Genomic DNA, 17,171 nt, shown 5'->3' with positions numbered 1-17,171 from the left:
TTGAGCGCCAAAGGTACGGCGCAGACCTGCCAGCGTCAATGCGCGGCATGGCCGTTGCGAGTGTAGTTGGGCACACGTTCGGCAACAATCGTCTAATTGCGCCATTCATCATGGTGTTTACCGCGGTGTTGGCGTTCTGGGTCGGTTGTGTCTAGACTGGCCGGGTTCTTGTCGGGGTGCCTTGCTATGAGGCTGAGATCGAATAATTTCGGATCCCGTTGAACCTGATCAGGTTAGCGCCTGCGTAGGGAACAAGATTTCTCGTCACCCGGCGAGTCCTCTTGTGCTTCGTCCGGGATGTTGTTCGACAATCGACAGTCGACAGCCCTCGAGCACTGAGCACAGCACCAACAGCGTGGTCATGGCTGATTGGTCGCGTCCATTCGTTACAGGTTCGCTCCGACAAAATTCCACTGCCTGGATGCTGTCTGGAGAGCCCGTGATGACGATAAAACCAAAAAATACGACCAACCTGAGTGATTCGGCCCAAGTCGATCAACAATCGGTTCAGCCGTTTACCCGCTCGCAAAAGATCTATGTCCAGGGCTCTCGTCCGGACATCCTCGTGCCGATGCGCGAAATCAGCCTCGACGTCACCCCGACCGACTTCGGCGGCGAAATCAACGCGCCGGTCGTGGTCTACGACACCTCGGGCCCTTACACCGACCCCAACGTCATCATCGACGTGCGCAAAGGCCTGGCCGATATCCGTTCGCCGTGGATCGAATCCCGTGGCGACACTGAGCGCTTGCCCGGCCTGAGCTCGAACTTCGGCCAGGAACGCCTGGCTGATGCCGAACTGACCAAGCTGCGTTTCGCCCACGTCAACAATCCGCGCCGCGCCAAGGCCGGGGCCAACGTCAGCCAGATGCATTACGCCCGCCAAGGCATCATTACCGCAGAGATGGAATACGTCGCCATCCGCGAAAACATGAAGCTCGAAGTGGCCCGCGCCTCGGGTTTGCTGGACCAGCAACATGCCGGCCACAGCTTCGGCGCCAGCGTGCCGAAAATCATCACCCCGGAATTCGTGCGTGACGAGATCGCCCGCGGTCGCGCGATCATTCCGGCGAACATCAACCACACCGAACTGGAACCGATGATCATCGGCCGTAACTTCCTGGTGAAGATCAACGGCAACATCGGCAACAGCGCCTTGGGTTCGTCCATCGAAGAAGAAGTGGCGAAACTCACCTGGGGCATTCGCTGGGGTTCGGACACGGTCATGGACCTGTCCACCGGCAAGCACATCCATGAAACCCGCGAGTGGATCATCCGCAACTCGCCGGTGCCGATCGGTACCGTGCCGATCTACCAGGCCCTGGAAAAAGTCGGCGGCGCCGCCGAAGACCTGACCTGGGAGCTGTTCCGCGACACGCTCATCGAACAGGCCGAGCAGGGCGTCGACTACTTCACCATTCATGCCGGCGTGTTGCTGCGCTACGTGCCGCTGACCGCCAAGCGCGTGACCGGCATCGTTTCCCGAGGCGGTTCGATCATGGCCAAGTGGTGCCTGGCGCACCACAAAGAGAACTTCCTCTACACCCATTTCGAAGACATCTGCGAAATCATGAAGGCCTACGACGTCAGCTTCTCGCTGGGCGACGGCCTGCGTCCGGGCTCGATTGCCGACGCCAACGACGCCGCGCAATTCGGCGAGCTGGAAACCCTCGGCGAGCTGACCAAAATTGCCTGGAAACACGACGTGCAATGCATGATCGAAGGTCCGGGCCACGTGCCGATGCAGTTGATCAAAGAGAACATGGACAAGCAGCTCGACTGCTGCGACGAGGCGCCGTTCTACACCCTCGGCCCGCTGACCACCGACATCGCGCCGGGCTACGACCACATCACTTCCGGTATCGGTGCGGCGATGATCGGCTGGTTCGGCTGCGCGATGCTCTGCTACGTGACGCCAAAGGAGCACTTGGGCCTGCCGAACAAGGATGACGTGAAGACCGGGATCATCACTTACAAGATCGCCGCGCACGCCGCCGATCTGGCGAAGGGACATCCGGGGGCTCAGATTCGCGACAATGCCTTGAGCAAGGCGCGTTTCGAGTTCCGTTGGGAAGACCAGTTCAACCTCGGTCTCGATCCGGACACTGCGCGTTCGTATCACGATGAAACCCTGCCGAAGGACTCTGCCAAGGTCGCGCATTTCTGTTCGATGTGCGGGCCGAAATTCTGCTCGATGAAAATCACTCAGGAGGTCCGCGAGTATGCGGCCAACCAGCGCATCGAGACCGTTGATGCAGAAGTCGCCCAGGGATTGGCGGACCAGGCGCAGCGGTTCAAGCAGGAAGGCAGTCAGCTGTATAAGAAAGTTTAAGCGGCAAGCTACAAGCGGCAAGCTGCAAGTTAGAAGCACGCGTAACGTCTGCTTTTTCTTGCAGCTTGCAGCGTGCAGCTTGTAACCCATGTTTCCCCTGAGATATCTGACTTGAATACCTATTCCCCTGACACAGCCATACCCGCCGATAGGCGCGTGTTCGGCGGCCGTGATCTGTTTTCCCTGTGGTTTTCCCTCGGCATCGGCCTGATGGTATTGCAGACCGGCGCATTGCTCGCGCCGGGTCTGGGCCTGTCCGGCTCGTTGCTGGCGATCTTCCTCGGCACCCTGGTCGGCGTTCTGCTGCTGGCCGCCGTCGGCGTGATCGGCAGCGACACCGGCCTTTCGTCGATGGCCGCGCTCAAACTCAGCCTCGGCAAACACGGCGCGAGCCTTCCGGCGGTGCTGAACCTGCTGCAACTGATCGGTTGGGGCTCGTTCGAAATCATCGTCATGCGTGACGCCGCCAGCCTGCTCGGCGCCCGTGCGTCCAGCGACGGCAGCCTGTTCAGCAGTCCGCTGCTGTGGACATTGGTCTTCGGCGCTCTGGCGACCTTGCTCGCCGTCAGCGGTCCGTTGACCTTCGTGCGACAAATCTTGCGCAAGTGGGGCATCTGGCTGCTGCTCGCCGCGTGCATCTGGCTGACCTGGAACCTGTTCGCCAAAGCCGATCTGGCCGTATTGTGGGCGCAGGCTGGCGACGGTTCGATGCCATTCGCCGTGGGTTTCGACATTGCCATCGCCATGCCGCTGTCGTGGCTGCCGCTGATTGCCGACTACTCGCGTTTCGGAAAGCGGGCGAAAAACGTGTTCGGCGGTACCGCGCTGGGCTTCTTTATCGGCAATTTCTGGCTAATGAGCCTGGGCGTGGCTTACACCCTGGCGTTCGCGCCGAGTGGTGAAGTGAACGCCCTGCTGCTGGCGCTGGCCGGTGCCGGCCTGGGGATTCCACTGTTGCTGATTCTGCTGGATGAGTCGGAAAACGCTTTCGCCGACATTCACTCGGCGGCGGTGTCCAGCGGGATTCTGTTGCGCTTGAAAGTCGAACACCTGGCGCTGGCCATCGGCGTGGTCTGCACCTTGATCGCCTTGCTGGCGCCCTTGGCTCAGTACCAGAACTTCCTGCTGTTGATCGGCTCGGTATTTGCGCCGCTGTTCGGCGTGGTGCTGGTGGATCACTTCATCCTGCGCAAACGCAGTGCCCACGTCGCACAAGTCGCATTGCGCTGGCCGACGCTGCTCGCCTGGTTGGGCGGGGTGAGCACCTATCATTTGCTGGCCAATCTGTACCCGGACATCGGCGCAACCCTGCCGTCGTTGATTCTGGCAGGGCTGCTGCAGCTGGTGCTCGGTCGGGCCTTCAGTTACGGCCGGGAAACAGCTCGGGCTTGAGAATGCCGTTCAGGCGCGGGTAAGGGATCTTCAGTTCGACGTGGCCCAGCGCGTAAGGCGCGATGGTGCTCACGTCGTACTTGAGGATCACGGCGCCGTAGGTCAGCGCCACGTTCTGGGTTTTCTGGAACGGCCAGCTCTTCACAAACTCCGCTTCCTGATCGAGCTTGGTGCTGATCAGCCAGCTGTTGTGCGCGACCTGCGCGGCTTTCCAGAACGCCTCTTCCTGCCCCGGTATGACCATGTCGGACAAGGTCAGCACTTTATGCTGCTGGCGCGAATAGTTGATAAAGCTGCGGCCCGGCGTGCCATGCGCGGCGCCGGTGTCCAGGTAGCTGGAAAACTCGACGATCACCAAGCCGTCATGCTGCTCACGTACCTTAGCCTGCAAGTAACTGCTGTTGCGCGGGCCGGCGGTGCGCAAAAACTCATCGCGATAGGCGGCCAGCGTCGGTGCCGCCGGGGCGTCCGACGAGGTGCGGGTCATTTGCAGCAGGCGTTTTTCGACTATGCCGTCCAGTTGCGGCTCGGCGGGGAAGCGCAATGTGTCGATGTTCACCAGCGGGCAATCCGGTGTTGAGCAGCCCGGTTTTAGCGTTTCCGTGGCGTCGCGGGTGGTTTCCAGCGGCGCCCGGTAGTTGGGTTGGAACAGACTTTGGCAAGCGCCCAGAGTCAGGGCAATAGCGGCCACGGAGGCCATTTTAAAAAGCGACATGGGCGTCCTTGATAAAACAGGGAAAGGCGAAAAGTTACCGCTTCGACTCTCAACAAAGCAGTCAGTTCGCCACTAAGCTAATTAGAGTTGGTTTCGCCCTCACCGTCTATCCCGATGACGGGAAAGGGGCTGCATCAAATGTCTCGGGCGCGTTAGGATGGCGCGAAGTCGAGGCAGGAGCCTCGGTGAAGATACGAGGATTGTCATGACTGATTTTGCCAACGCCATTCCGACCGCCGTCGATATCGTCCGGCGCGAAAAGTGCTACGAGGGCTTTTACAAGCTCGACCGTGTGCACCTGCGCCACGAATTGTTCGCCGGGGGCATGAGCCGCGAAATCAGTCGTGAAGTGTTTGTTCGCCACGATGCCGTGTGTGTGCTGCCCTACGATCCGCAGCGCGACGAAGTGGTGCTGATCGAGCAGTTTCGCGTCGGCGCCATGGGCAAGACTGCCAACCCGTGGCTGATCGAACTGGTCGCCGGTCTGATCGACAAGGATGAAGTGCCGGAAGAAGTTGCTCACCGCGAAGCGCAGGAGGAAGCTGGGTTGGTATTCGGGGCACTATGGCCGATGACCCACTATTTTCCATCGCCGGGCGGCAGCAATGAATTGGTGCATTTGTACCTGGGGCGTTGCGAGACAATCGGGGTCGGCGGCCTGCATGGGCTGGAGGAAGAAGCAGAAGATATCCGCGTCAGGGTCTGGGCATTCGAAGATGCCCTGCAAGCCGTGCGCGACGGGCGAATTGCCAACGCGGCCAGCATCATTGCCTTGCAATGGCTGGCATTGAACCGCGTTGAAGTGAGGGGGTTATGGTCGTAAACAAACTGCGCGATCGCTATCGGGTTGACCTGGCGGGGCTGCAAGCCTCCTGCGAGGCCAACTATGCGCGCCTGATGCGACTGCTGCCGGACATGCGCAACGAGCCGGCGGCGCGGCGCATTGCCGTGACCCATGGCGAGCAGATGCTCGGCGTGCTGGCCCTCGAAGTGCTGCAGGTCTGTCCCTACACCACGACCCTGCAAGTGCGCCAGGAACACAGCCTGCCCTGGCTGCCGGTGCCGCAGCTTGAAGTTCAGGTGTACCACGACGCGTGCATGGCCGAAGTGGTCAGTGCCGAACATGCACGACGCTTTCGCGGCATCTACCCTTACCCGAACGCCGCGATGCATCAGCCGGACGAAAAGGCCCAGCTGAACATGTTTCTGGGGGAGTGGTTGAGTCATTGCCTGGCGCTGGGGCACGAATACGAAGTCGTCAGGTAAGCGAGATGTGAACTGCGTCAGGTTCACGCGTTTCCCCTTTTGATCATCCCCCAGCATAATCGCGGCATTCATCTATCCCGTGATTCACTTGGGAGAACGCCTTGCCGAGCGTATCCACATTGACCACCGCCGATCCGGCGATGCTGGTGCAACTCTCCGACAGTCACCTGTTTGCCGAACCGGACGGGACGCTGCTGGGCATGAAAACGCGCGACAGCCTGCAAAGGGTCATCGAGCTGGTCAGGTTGCAACAGCCACAGATCGACCTGATTGTTGCCAGCGGTGATATTTCCCAGGACGGAACGCTGGAGTCTTATCAACAGTTTCGCGACCTGACCCGGCAGCTGGATGCGCCAGCGCGGTGGATTCCCGGCAATCACGATGAACCGCAAATCATGGCCGAGGCTGCCATTCAGAGCGCGTTGCTGGAACCCGTCGTGGATCTCGGTAACTGGCGTGTCACGTTGCTCGACTCGGCAGTTCCCGGTTCGGTGCCGGGATTTTTGCAGGATGAGCAATTGCAGCTGCTGGCGCGCGCGTTGAGCGAAGCGCCGGAGCGGCATCATCTGGTGTGCTTCCACCATCATCCGGTGTCGATCGGGTGCGCATGGATGGAGCCGATCGGCCTGCGCAATCCGGAGGGGCTGTTTGCCGTGCTGGACCGTTTTCCGCAGGTGCGTGCTGTTTTGTGGGGGCATGTCCATCAGGAAATTGATCAGGAACGCAATGGTGTGCGTTTGATTGCCTCGCCTTCGACCTGCATCCAGTTCGAGCCGGGTAGCGAAGATTTCAAGGTCGGGGAGCAGGCGCCGGGGTATCGGTGGTTGCGGTTGTTGCCGGATGGACAAATCGAAACCGGTGTGGAACGTGTGACCGGGTTCGACTTCCAGGTCGACTACGGCTCCAACGGCTACTGACACACCGAGTCGCGAAGGCGTCTGCACAGCCCACCCGAACTCCACGGATCTCGCTGATTCCCTGTAAACTCCGCCTTCTTTACCCGACGCACAGGGAGTTCAAATGTCCGGTTCGATCCTTTATATCCACGGTTTCAACAGCGCGCCTTCTTCGAAAAAAGCCACGCAGTTGGTGCAGGTAATGGACCGCCTCGGTTTGAGCGATCACCTGCGTGTCCCCGCCTTGCATCACCACCCGCGCGAGGCCATCGGTCAGCTGGAGCAGGCGATTTCCGAGCTTGGGCGGCCACTGCTGGTCGGCAGCTCCCTCGGCGGCTACTATGCGACTCACTTGGCCGAGCGCCATAGCCTCAAGGCCCTGTTGATCAATCCCGCCGTCAGTCCACACCGGATGTTCGACGGACACCTGGGGACACAGAAAAACCTGTACACCGATGAAGCCTGGGAATTGACCCACGACCACGTAACGGCCCTGGCCGAGCTGGAAGTGCCGGCGCCCCAGGATTCGCAGCGGTATCAGGTGTGGTTGCAGACCGGCGATGAAACGCTGGATTATCGCCTGGCCCAGCAGTATTACCGGGCCTGTGCCTTGCGCATCCAGGCCGGTGGCGACCATAGTTTTCAGGGTTTTGCCGGGCAGTTGCCGGCAATGCTCAGTTTTGCCGGCATCGGCTCAGATTTGTACAAAGCGGTTGATTTCACTGCACTGTGAGTCACCGCTTCTTTTTCATAGAACACTCTTTTTACAGGCGGACGACGAGACCCCATGGCCACTCCCAGCGCTAGCTCTTATAACGCAGACGCCATCGAAGTCCTCTCGGGCCTCGACCCAGTGCGCAAACGTCCCGGCATGTACACCGACACCAGTCGGCCGAACCACCTTGCCCAGGAAGTCATCGACAACAGCGTCGACGAAGCCTTGGCCGGGCACGCGACGTCGGTGCAGGTCATCCTGCACGCCGATCACTCCCTGGAAGTCAGCGATGACGGGCGTGGCATGCCGGTGGACATTCACCCGGAAGAGGGCGTGTCCGGGGTTGAGCTGATCCTCACCAAGCTTCATGCGGGTGGCAAGTTTTCCAACAAGAACTACCAGTTCTCCGGCGGTCTGCACGGGGTGGGTATTTCCGTGGTCAACGCCCTGTCGACTGAAGTCCGGGTGCGCGTCAAGCGCGACGGCAGCGAATACCAGATGACCTTCGCCGACGGTTACAAGAAAACCGAACTGGAAGTGATCGGCACCGTCGGCAAGCGCAACACCGGCACCAGCGTGTTCTTCGCGCCGGACCCGAAGTACTTCGATTCACCGAAATTCTCCATCAGCCGTCTCAAGCATGTGCTCAAGGCCAAGGCCGTGCTGTGCCCGGGCTTGCTGGTCAGTTTTGAAGACAAAGCCACCGGTGAAAAAATCGAATGGCATTACGAAGACGGCCTGCGCTCTTACCTGGTGGATGCGGTCACCGAGTTCGAACGCCTGCCGGACGAGCCGTTCTGCGGCAGTTTCGCCGGTAACAAGGAAGCGATCGACTGGGCGCTGCTGTGGTTGCCGGAAGGCGGCGACAGCGTGCAGGAAAGCTACGTCAACCTGATCCCGACGGCCCAGGGCGGTACACACGTCAACGGTCTACGCCAGGGCTTGCTCGACGCCATGCGTGAGTTCTGCGAGTTCCGCAGCCTGTTGCCGCGTGGCGTGAAGCTGGCGCCGGAAGACGTCTGGGAACGCATCGCTTTCGTCCTGTCGATGAAAATGCAAGAGCCGCAATTCTCCGGCCAGACCAAAGAACGCCTGTCGTCCCGTGAAGCAGCGGCCTTCGTTTCCGGCGTGGTCAAGGACGCGTTCAGCCTGTGGCTCAACGCCCACCCGGAAACCGGCATGCTGTTGGCGGAACTGGCGATCAACAACGCCGGCCGTCGCCTGAAGGCCAGCAAGAAGGTCGAGCGCAAACGCATTACGGCCGGTCCGGCGCTGCCGGGCAAACTCGCCGACTGCGCCGGGCAGGACCCGATGCGCTCCGAACTGTTCCTGGTGGAAGGTGATTCCGCCGGCGGTTCCGCCAAACAAGCGCGGGACAAGGAGTTTCAAGCGATCCTGCCGTTGCGCGGCAAGATCCTCAACACCTGGGAAGTCGACGGCAGCGAAGTGCTGGCCAGCCAAGAAGTGCACAACATTGCGGTGGCCATCGGTGTCGATCCGGGTTCGGCGGACATCGCCCAGCTGCGCTACGGCAAAATCTGCATCCTCGCCGACGCCGACTCCGACGGTCTGCACATCGCCACCTTGCTCTGCGCCTTGTTCGTCCAGCATTTCCGCCCGCTTGTGGATGCCGGTCACGTCTACGTCGCGATGCCGCCGCTGTACCGTATCGACCTCGGCAAGGAGATCTACTACGCCCTCGACGAGGCTGAACGCGACGGCATTCTCGACCGTTTGGTCGCCGAGAAGAAACGGGGCAAGCCGCAGGTCACCCGATTCAAAGGCCTGGGTGAAATGAACCCGCCGCAGCTGCGCGAAACCACCATGGACCCGAACACCCGGCGCCTGGTGCAACTGACGCTGGAAGATTACGAAGCGACCTCGGAAATGATGGACATGCTGCTGGCGAAGAAACGCGCCGGTGATCGCAAATCCTGGCTTGAATCCAAAGGCAACCTGGCCGAGGTTCTTGGCTGATGCGGGTTGGCTTTGCCCTGGCGTGTGCGTTACTCCTGACTTCCATTTCGGCGCTTGCCGAACCGGCACCGGAGTTGCGCCTGTTGTCCGAGCATCCGGTGGAGGGCATGCGCGGCGGTAACCTGTCGGGGCTGGCCCAGTGTGGCAAGGATCTGTGGACGGTGTCCGATCGCGACGATGATCAGATCTACCGCCTCGATACTCGCGAGACCGTCTGGCAGGCAAAAACCGTGCACATCGACGTGCCACCCGTGCCCGACAGCGGCTTGCCCTGGGGCCTGCGTTCGCGGACCTGGGCCGCTTCGTTAGTGCGTGGCGGCGAGCTGGATTTTGAAGGCATCAGCTGTGACAGCGCCGGCAATCGCTACATTGTCAGCGAGGCCCATGCGGGAGTGCTGCAAGTGCCGCTGATGGGCCCGGCATCGTGGCTGAAGATATCGCCGATGCTGGTCCGCGAAGCCCGCGCCAGCGGCATGTTGCTGCATTTCAACGCGCTGTTTGAAGGGTTGGCGATCAATCCGGCGGGCGATCAATTGTGGTTGGCCGCCGAGCGCGAGCGCCGTGGTCTGCTGTTGATCAAGCGCAAGCAAACAGTCTGGGATTGCGACGGCGGCTGCGTGCTGTTGAGCGAAGCCGGGCTGGAAATGCAGCCCGCGCAGTTTGACAGGGCTAGAGCGGTCTCGCGGGACTTCGCCGACTTGTCATTGTTCAACGGCAAGCTGTTTACCCTGGAGCGCAACGCGTTCCAGATTTGCCGCCGCAATGCGGCGACGGCAAAGGTTGAGCGTTGCTGGTCGTTCGCCAGCGAGGCGTTGCAGCCCGGCCGTCAATATTCACAGGCTTATGGTCTGGCGGAGGCGTTGGTCGTGGATGCTGATGGCGTCTGGGTCGGCATCGACAACAACGATCGTGCCCGAGACGATGGCGAGATCCGTCCAATCGTCTGGCGCTTCGCTGCGCCTGAAGGCGGCTGGAGCGCCAAGCCATGACTCCACAAACACCTGGAAAACGCGCCGGGCGGGTGTTTATGGTCTTGGCCTGGTGCGCCGGATTGTTTCTGGCCACGCGTTTTTTCGGCCAGTGGGAAGAGCGGCAGCAGAACCCTAACGTTGTGGTCACCTCGGCGCAGGGCGAAGGTTTCGTCGAGGTCAAACTGGCCAGCAACGCACAGGGGCACTTCGTCGCCAGCGGCCAGATCAACGGCCAGCCGGTGGATTTCATGCTGGACACCGGGGCGACCGATGTCGCGATCCCGGCGGACATGGCCGAACGGCTGAAACTTGAACAAGGCTTCGGTGTGACCCTGAGCACCGCAAACGGTCGCACCGAGGGTTATCGAACCCTGGTCGGCCGCCTGCAACTGGGCGACATTGTGCTGCGTGACGTGCGCGCCATCGTTGTGCCAGGCCTGGATGGCAAGCAAGTGCTGCTCGGAATGAGCGCGCTGAACAAACTTGAATTTACCCAGCGCGGTGGCACCATGCTGCTGCGCCAGACAACGAACCGATGAGGCCCGCATGAGCGACTCCCTTGATCTCAGCCTGGACGGTGTAGAACGCCGGTCACTGGCTGACTTCACCGAAAATGCCTACCTCAACTATTCCATGTACGTGATCATGGACCGTGCCTTGCCGCATATCGGCGACGGCCTGAAACCGGTACAGCGGCGCATCATTTATGCGATGAGCGAGTTGGGGCTGGACGCCGATTCCAAGCACAAGAAATCGGCGCGTACCGTCGGTGACGTGCTCGGCAAGTTCCACCCGCACGGCGATTCGGCGTGCTACGAAGCCATGGTCCTGATGGCCCAGCCATTCAGCTACCGCTACACGCTGGTCGACGGCCAGGGTAACTGGGGTGCGCCGGATGATCCCAAGTCCTTCGCCGCCATGCGTTACACCGAAGCGCGGCTCTCACGCTACTCGGAAGTGCTGCTCAGCGAATTGGGGCAGGGCACTGCCGACTGGGGCCCGAACTTCGACGGCACTCTGGACGAGCCGCTGGTGTTGCCGGCACGTTTGCCGAACATCTTGCTCAATGGCACCACCGGCATCGCCGTGGGCATGGCGACCGATGTGCCGCCGCACAACCTGCGGGAAGTCGCGACCGCCTGCGTGCGCTTGCTTGATGAGCCAAAAGCTACGGTCGAACAGCTCTGCGAACATATTCAGGGCCCGGATTACCCGACCGAAGCGGAAATCATCACGCCTCGCGCCGACCTGCTGAAAATGTACGAAACCGGCAAGGGCTCGGTGCGCATGCGTGCCGTGTACCACATTGAGGACGGTGACATCATCGTCACCGCTTTGCCGCATCAGGTGTCTGGCGCCAAGGTGCTGGAACAGATCGCGGCAATGATGCAGGCCAAACCGTCCAAAGCCCCGCAAATCGCCGACCTGCGCGACGAGTCCGACCACGAAAACCCGTGCCGGATCGTGATCATTCCGGGGGCGCGGAAAAACTTCGACCATGACGCGCTGATGCAGCACCTGTTTGCCAGCACCGAACTGGAGTCGAGCTACCGCGTCAACATCAACATCATCGGCCTGGACGGCAAGCCGCAGCTGAAAAACCTGCGGGCGCTGCTGGTTGAATGGCTGGAGTTCCGCGTACAGACCGTGCGTCGTCGTCTGCAATTCCGCCTCGACAAGGTCGAGCGTCGCCTGCACCTGTTGGACGGTTTGCTGATTGCTTACCTCAACCTGGATGAAGTGATTCACATCATCCGCACCGAGGAACATCCGAAAGCGGCACTGATTGCGCGTTTTGCCCTGAGTGAAATCCAGGCTGACTACATTCTCGACACCCGCCTGCGTCAATTGGCGCGACTGGAAGAAATGAAGCTGCGTGCCGAGCAGGATGAACTGCTCAAGGAGCAAGCCAAGCTGCAAGCCCTGCTGGGCAGCGAAACCAAGCTGAAAAAGCTGGTGCGCACCGAGCTGATCAAGGACGCCGAAACCTACGGCGACGACCGTCGTTCGCCGATTGTCGAGCGCACCGAAGCCAAGGCCCTGACCGAGCACGATCTGCTGCCGAACGAGAAAGTCAGCGTAGTGCTGTCGGAAAAAGGCTGGGTTCGTTCGGCCAAGGGCCACGAAATCGACGCCACCGGGCTTTCCTACAAGGCCGGGGATGGCTTCAAGGCTCTGGCAGCCGGGCGCTCCAACCAGTTTGCTGTGTTCATTGACTCCACCGGGCGCAGTTATTCGGTGGCCTCGCACACCTTGCCATCGGCCCGTGGCCAGGGGGAACCTTTGACCGGGCGCCTGACGCCGCCGCCGGGTGCGACCTTTGAATGCGTGCTGATGCCGGAAGACGATTCGCTGTACGTGATCGCCTCCGATGCCGGTTATGGTTTTGTGGTCAAGGGCGAAGACTTCCAGGCCAAGAACAAGGCAGGCAAGGCGCTGTTGAGCCTGCCGAACAATTCGAAGGTGATTCTGCCGCGTCCGGTGGCCGATCGTGAGAGCAACTGGCTGGCCTCGGTGACCACCGAAGGTCGCCTGCTGATCTTCAAAATCAGCGATCTGCCACAATTAGGTAAGGGCAAGGGCAACAAGATCATCGGGATTTCCGGTGAGCGTGTGGCCAGCCGCGAAGAATATGTCACAGACATCGCCGTACTGCCGGAGGGCGCCACCTTGGTGCTACAGGCCGGAAAACGTACCTTGTCACTGAAAGCGGACGACCTCGAACACTACAAAGGTGAACGTGGACGTCGTGGTAACAAATTGCCACGTGGCTTTCAGAGGGTGGATGCGCTGCTCGTCGAAAACCTCAATTAAGCGTCCTAGAGCGCCTGATCTGCGATTTAACGCGTAGATCGGCGCTTTGCCGCTGGAGTCGGAACGCATATTCACGGATGATATGGCCTTTCAAGCGCCGGCGTGGCCGAGCGTTCTTCATATTTATTGAGTATTTTCACTGTGGTTAGCCTTGTGGCAACCACCTGGATGGGACGATGACTGCTCTGCGCCTTCCTTTTATTTTGATGCTCGCTGGCGTTCTTGGCCTGGCGGGTTGCAGCACGCACCAACCGGTGTCGCTGTATCAGCTGGACAGCGGAAGTCCGGCACAACCTGCGCAAAGCGCGGGCATGGCGGTTTTGCTGGGCCCGGTTACGGTTGCCGATTACCTGCAACGTGAAACCCTGCTGCAGCGTCAGCCGGATGGCAGCCTTCAGGCTTCGACCGATGGCCGTTGGGCCGGCAGCCTTTCTTCCGACATTGATCAGCTGCTGCTGCGTCAGGTCGCGGGTCATCTGGACAGCCAGCGCGTGGTGCTGGCACCGGCAACCCTGGGCTTCGCGCCAGACGTTCAAGTATTGCTGACCATCACGCGTCTGGACTCGGGTGAGTCGCAACCGGCGATCCTCGACGCGCAATGGCGCTTGATTGACCGTCGCGGTCAGGTTCGCGATAACCGCATTGTGCACCTGCAAGAGCAACACGCGGGTGGCACGGCTGCTCAGGTTCAGGCCCAGGGTGTGTTGTTGCAGCGACTGGCCGAGCAGTTGTCGGTAGCGCTCAAACCGCTGGCCAACCAGCCGCCGATTGCAGAAGCACCCAAGAAACAAGCGGCCAAGCCTGTGGCTCCGGCGGCAGAGCAAGAGAAACAGCCGAAAATCCCGATGGCGTCGCCGATTCGGACCGATATGGAAGTGTTCAGGTTCTAAGCCTGGATTGATCCAAAGCAAAGCCCGCAGAGATGCGGGCTTTGTTGTTTTTGCGGGTTGGGATTGTTGGTGATGCTTAGGGCCCCATCGCTGGCAAGCCAGCTCCCACAGTGTTCATGGTGGCCATAGAAGGGGGTACGACCGAGAACCTTGTGGGAGCTGGCTTGCCAGCGATGGGGCCAAGACAGGCAACAAAAAAGCCCGCAGACAATCACTCGTCTGCGGGCTTCTTCACATCAGGGCTTAGGCCCGGCGCTCATGCATCCGCGCCAACTGCCGCTCCAGCATCGACGGATAAGGCTCCATCAACCGCTCCACACAGCACGCACCCTCTGGGCTGGCAATCGGGCGAATCCGCGCACGTTGGCGAATCAGTGCGTCGTCACTGATCTTGCGCTCCACCAGCAGCAAGTTGCGGCTGTGTTGCGACAGGGCCAGGGCGTCCTGGGCGGTTTCGGTCAGCAGCAGGTCGATCTGGCTCAGGCCGAACAACTCGTCGCCCAGCGTCAAGCCCAACTGCAATTGCAAGGTGATGCCGCTGTCCGCGACTTCGATCTGCAACTGATGGCCCAGCGCCCGCAGCAACTCGCCGCAGCAAATGGCGTTGGTCAGGTAATCGTCGCCGCTGTCTTCGGTGTGGAACACCATCAGCGTGCTGCCATCGTTCAGGCTGTGCAGTTCGCCTTCATAGAGCGAGGCGGCCTGGTCGAGGCAATCGCGATAGCGCTTGAGCAGTTCTTCCAGGCGTGCGCGGGGCAGACGACGCAGTTGGTCCTGAGCACCCAGTTGCACGGCCAACACCGCGCTGTGTTGTGGCACGTTCGAGATCTGCGGCTTGACGACAGGCTTCGGCGCGCTGGCGGCCGACTCATCACGCAAATCGGCAAAGGCATCATCGTCATCATCATCATCATCATCATCTTCCACGGTGCTGACAATGTGCCGTGGCGCAGGCTTTAGGGCCGCAACAGGCTTGGACTCGTCGAAACTCGGGTCGCGCAGGTTGCGCACTTCGAAGGACGGCTCGTCGGCGTCTTCGTAATCGCTGTCGTCGAATTCGGGTGCCGGCACGGGCTCAGGTTCGGCCGGTTCCGGCGCGAAGTTGGCGTGCAGCTGGCGCGCCAAATCGCCAATCTCGTCCTGACGCCCGGTCGCCGGGGTGTATTCGTCGATATTGCGCAGCCACACCCGCAGTTGCATCAACGGTGTGGAGAGATTTCGACCCAGACGCAGGCTCAATGCCAGAGACAGGGCCAATAGGATCGCACTCAAAATGCCCATGCTTTGCAGGCTGATGGTCATCGGCTGCTGGAACTGGTCCATGTCCAGGCTGATGCGCAGTTGCCCGGCCGTCACGTCCTGGAAGGTGATCTTGCTCTCGTACATGCCCTCGGCTTCGCCTAGCAGGCTGTGCTTGGGGCGCTGACCGGCTTCGGCGAGGATGCGGTTATCCACGCTATAGATGGCGGCGTGAGCCACCAACTTGTTCTTGGTCAGGTTGTTGAGCAGCACGTTGAGGCTGAGGATGTCATTGGACACCAACAGCTCCGTGGCGGACGTGGCGGTCTGCGTGGTCAGGCTTTCGCCCAGCGCATCCGCCTGCTCGTGCATGGCCTGCTTGAACTGCAAACCCATCACACAGGCGTAGATCACCAGGGCCAGAGCGACCAGGATCACGTTATGGCTGGCGATGCGCAATGCAATCGGTACACGGCGGTGGCGCAGTGCACGGAAGATCAGCAGAAAGAAGTTATCGGTTTTTACTGGCGTGGGCCGGTTCACTTGAGCTCGGCTCTTTTGTCCGTGAAGTTGACGCGCAGTATAGCGACAGGCCCTAGACCGGCAAAGCGCTGACGGTGCCCGATGGTCACTGAAAGTGGGTAGAATGCGGTTTTTTTCCACTTGCGGGGGTGCGCCTTGCGCGAAATCGTCCTGATAAACATCACGGGAGTCGACCGTCCGGGTCTGACTGCAGCCATAACAGGCGTTCTGGCCCAGGGTGGTGTGAACATTCTCGACATCGGTCAGGCGGTGATCCACGACACTTTGTCGTTTGGCATCCTGGTTGAAATTCCGGATACCGAGCAAGGCAAGTCGGTGCTCAAGGACATCCTGTTCACGGCGTACAAGCTCGATCAGCAGGTGCGGTTCACGCCGGTGTCCGAAGAGGATTACCAGCAATGGGTCGGCAATCAGGGCAAAAAGCGCCACATCGTGACGCTGCTGACCCGCAAAGTGACTGCCGGGCAATTGCAGGCTGTGAGTTCGATCACCGCCAAATATGGCTTGAACATCGACCATATCGATCGCTTGTCCGGGCGCATGCCGCTGGACACCCCGGCTGACCAGGGCAAAGGCTGCATCGAATTTTCGGTGCGCGGCGAAGCGGCTGATCCACAAGCGCTGCGGGCCGAATTCCTCAGTGTTGCCCAGGAACTGAACGTCGACATCGCCTTCCAGGAAGATTCGCTGTTTCGCCGCAACCGTCGCCTTGCGGTGTTCGACATGGACTCGACCCTGATCGAAGCCGAAGTCATCGACGAGTTGGCCAAGGCTGCGGGGGTGGGCGACCGCGTTTCAGAAATTACCGAGCGGGCGATGGCCGGCGAGCTGGACTTCCGCGCCAGCTTCAAGGAACGCCTGGCGTTGCTCAAAGGGCTGGACGTCAGTGTGCTGGATTCGATCGGCGCCTCGCTGCGATTGACCGAAGGCGCGGAAACCCTGTTCGCCGAGCTCAAGCGCCTGGGTTACAAGACGGCGATCCTGTCGGGCGGCTTCACCTACTTCGCCAAGCAATTGCAGGTAAAACTGGGCATCGATTACGTGTTCGCCAACGAACTGGAAGTGGTGGATGGCAAGGTCACCGGCGTGGCGATCGAGCCAATCGTCGATGCGCAGCGCAAGGCGGACCTGCTGAAGGAACTGGCGCACAAGGAAGGCTTGCGTCTGGAGCAGACCATCGCGGTGGGCGACGGCGCCAACGATTTGCCGATGCTGGCGATTGCCGGGTTGGGCGTGGCGTTCCGCGCCAAACCGTTGGTCAAGCAATCAGCGAAGCAGGCGATTTCCACCCTTGGGCTGGATGGCGTGCTGTACCTGCTAGGCTTTCGGGATCGTGACGGGCAGCTCTGAAATTTCGGCTGCCTGATCGGGCCCATCGCGAGCAGGCTCACTCCCACACTTGACCAAGTTCTTTCGGGAGG

At 60.6% G+C, this 17,171-nt stretch carries 14 protein-coding genes and 1 riboswitch; of the genes, 12 read left to right on the top strand and 2 right to left on the bottom strand.

The window, feature by feature from the left end; genetic code table 11:
• Nucleotides 1–162: 162 nt before the first annotated feature.
• A riboswitch (TPP riboswitch) is annotated at nt 163–268 on the top strand.
• Between the two features lie 174 nt (nt 269–442).
• Nucleotides 443–2,332, top strand: coding sequence for a phosphomethylpyrimidine synthase ThiC (gene thiC, locus ACYZT4_RS18665; protein WP_461982097.1), 1,890 nt, complete (start codon nt 443–445; stop codon nt 2,330–2,332).
• 111 nt (nt 2,333–2,443) lie between these two features.
• Nucleotides 2,444–3,724 (top strand): putative hydroxymethylpyrimidine transporter CytX, encoded by a 1,281-nt coding sequence (gene cytX / locus ACYZT4_RS18660; RefSeq protein WP_461982095.1) that lies wholly within the window; start codon nt 2,444–2,446, stop codon nt 3,722–3,724.
• Here the strand turns inward: cytX and ACYZT4_RS18655 are convergent.
• Nucleotides 3,693–4,439: an RsiV family protein gene (locus ACYZT4_RS18655; RefSeq protein ID WP_461982093.1), complete on the bottom strand. Its 747-nt coding sequence runs from the start codon at nt 4,437–4,439 to the stop codon at nt 3,693–3,695. The two genes, cytX and ACYZT4_RS18655, sit on opposite strands and share 32 nt — an antisense overlap.
• Before the next feature lie 205 nt (nt 4,440–4,644).
• On the opposite strand from ACYZT4_RS18655, the gene ACYZT4_RS18650 reads away from it, so the two are divergent.
• The 9 genes from ACYZT4_RS18650 (at nt 4,645) to ACYZT4_RS18610 (ending at nt 13,968) form a co-directional block, all read left to right on the top strand.
• Nucleotides 4,645–5,262: an NUDIX domain-containing protein gene (locus ACYZT4_RS18650; RefSeq protein ID WP_461982091.1), complete on the top strand. Its 618-nt coding sequence runs from the start codon at nt 4,645–4,647 to the stop codon at nt 5,260–5,262.
• Nucleotides 5,253–5,705 (top strand): DUF1249 domain-containing protein, encoded by a 453-nt coding sequence (locus tag ACYZT4_RS18645; RefSeq protein ID WP_150712249.1) that lies wholly within the window; start codon nt 5,253–5,255, stop codon nt 5,703–5,705. Before ACYZT4_RS18650 ends, ACYZT4_RS18645 begins: the two co-directional genes overlap by 10 nt.
• A 101-nt stretch (nt 5,706–5,806) precedes the next feature.
• Nucleotides 5,807–6,622 (top strand): 3',5'-cyclic-AMP phosphodiesterase, encoded by an 816-nt coding sequence (gene cpdA, locus ACYZT4_RS18640; RefSeq protein WP_461982089.1) that lies wholly within the window; start codon nt 5,807–5,809, stop codon nt 6,620–6,622.
• Nucleotides 6,623–6,725: 103 nt separating this feature from the next.
• Entirely contained in the window at nt 6,726–7,334 is a 609-nt protein-coding gene (locus ACYZT4_RS18635) for a YqiA/YcfP family alpha/beta fold hydrolase (protein ID WP_461982087.1), read from the top strand.
• Between the two features lie 54 nt (nt 7,335–7,388).
• On the top strand, nt 7,389–9,293 hold the full coding sequence (parE, locus tag ACYZT4_RS18630; protein ID WP_461982085.1) for a DNA topoisomerase IV subunit B: 1,905 nt from the start codon (nt 7,389–7,391) through the stop codon (nt 9,291–9,293).
• Nucleotides 9,293–10,282 carry an esterase-like activity of phytase family protein gene (locus ACYZT4_RS18625; protein WP_461982083.1) on the top strand — a complete coding sequence of 330 codons (990 nt, stop codon included), beginning with the start codon at nt 9,293–9,295 and terminating at the stop codon, nt 10,280–10,282. Before parE ends, ACYZT4_RS18625 begins: the two co-directional genes overlap by 1 nt.
• Nucleotides 10,279–10,803: a retropepsin-like aspartic protease family protein gene (locus ACYZT4_RS18620; protein WP_461982081.1), complete on the top strand. Its 525-nt coding sequence runs from the start codon at nt 10,279–10,281 to the stop codon at nt 10,801–10,803. Before ACYZT4_RS18625 ends, ACYZT4_RS18620 begins: the two co-directional genes overlap by 4 nt.
• A gap of 7 nt (nt 10,804–10,810) precedes the next feature.
• On the top strand, nt 10,811–13,078 hold the full coding sequence (gene parC / locus ACYZT4_RS18615) for a DNA topoisomerase IV subunit A (RefSeq protein WP_461982079.1): 2,268 nt from the start codon (nt 10,811–10,813) through the stop codon (nt 13,076–13,078).
• 176 nt (nt 13,079–13,254) lie between these two features.
• Nucleotides 13,255–13,968: a PqiC family protein gene (locus ACYZT4_RS18610; RefSeq protein ID WP_461982077.1), complete on the top strand. Its 714-nt coding sequence runs from the start codon at nt 13,255–13,257 to the stop codon at nt 13,966–13,968.
• 243 nt (nt 13,969–14,211) lie between these two features.
• Here ACYZT4_RS18610 and ACYZT4_RS18605 read toward each other — a convergent pair whose 3' ends face one another.
• Nucleotides 14,212–15,750 (bottom strand): AhpA/YtjB family protein, encoded by a 1,539-nt coding sequence (locus tag ACYZT4_RS18605; RefSeq protein ID WP_461982075.1) that lies wholly within the window; start codon nt 15,748–15,750, stop codon nt 14,212–14,214.
• Between the two features lie 135 nt (nt 15,751–15,885).
• Between ACYZT4_RS18605 and serB the strand changes: the two genes are divergently transcribed.
• On the top strand, nt 15,886–17,100 hold the full coding sequence (gene serB / locus ACYZT4_RS18600) for a phosphoserine phosphatase SerB (RefSeq protein WP_461982073.1): 1,215 nt from the start codon (nt 15,886–15,888) through the stop codon (nt 17,098–17,100).
• The last annotated feature ends 71 nt before the right edge of the window (nt 17,101–17,171 follow it).

The organism is Pseudomonas sp. GB2N2, from assembly GCF_054897705.1.
Note: the sequence above shows the minus strand (reverse complement) of the source record. Positions and strands in the feature narration are given on the sequence as shown.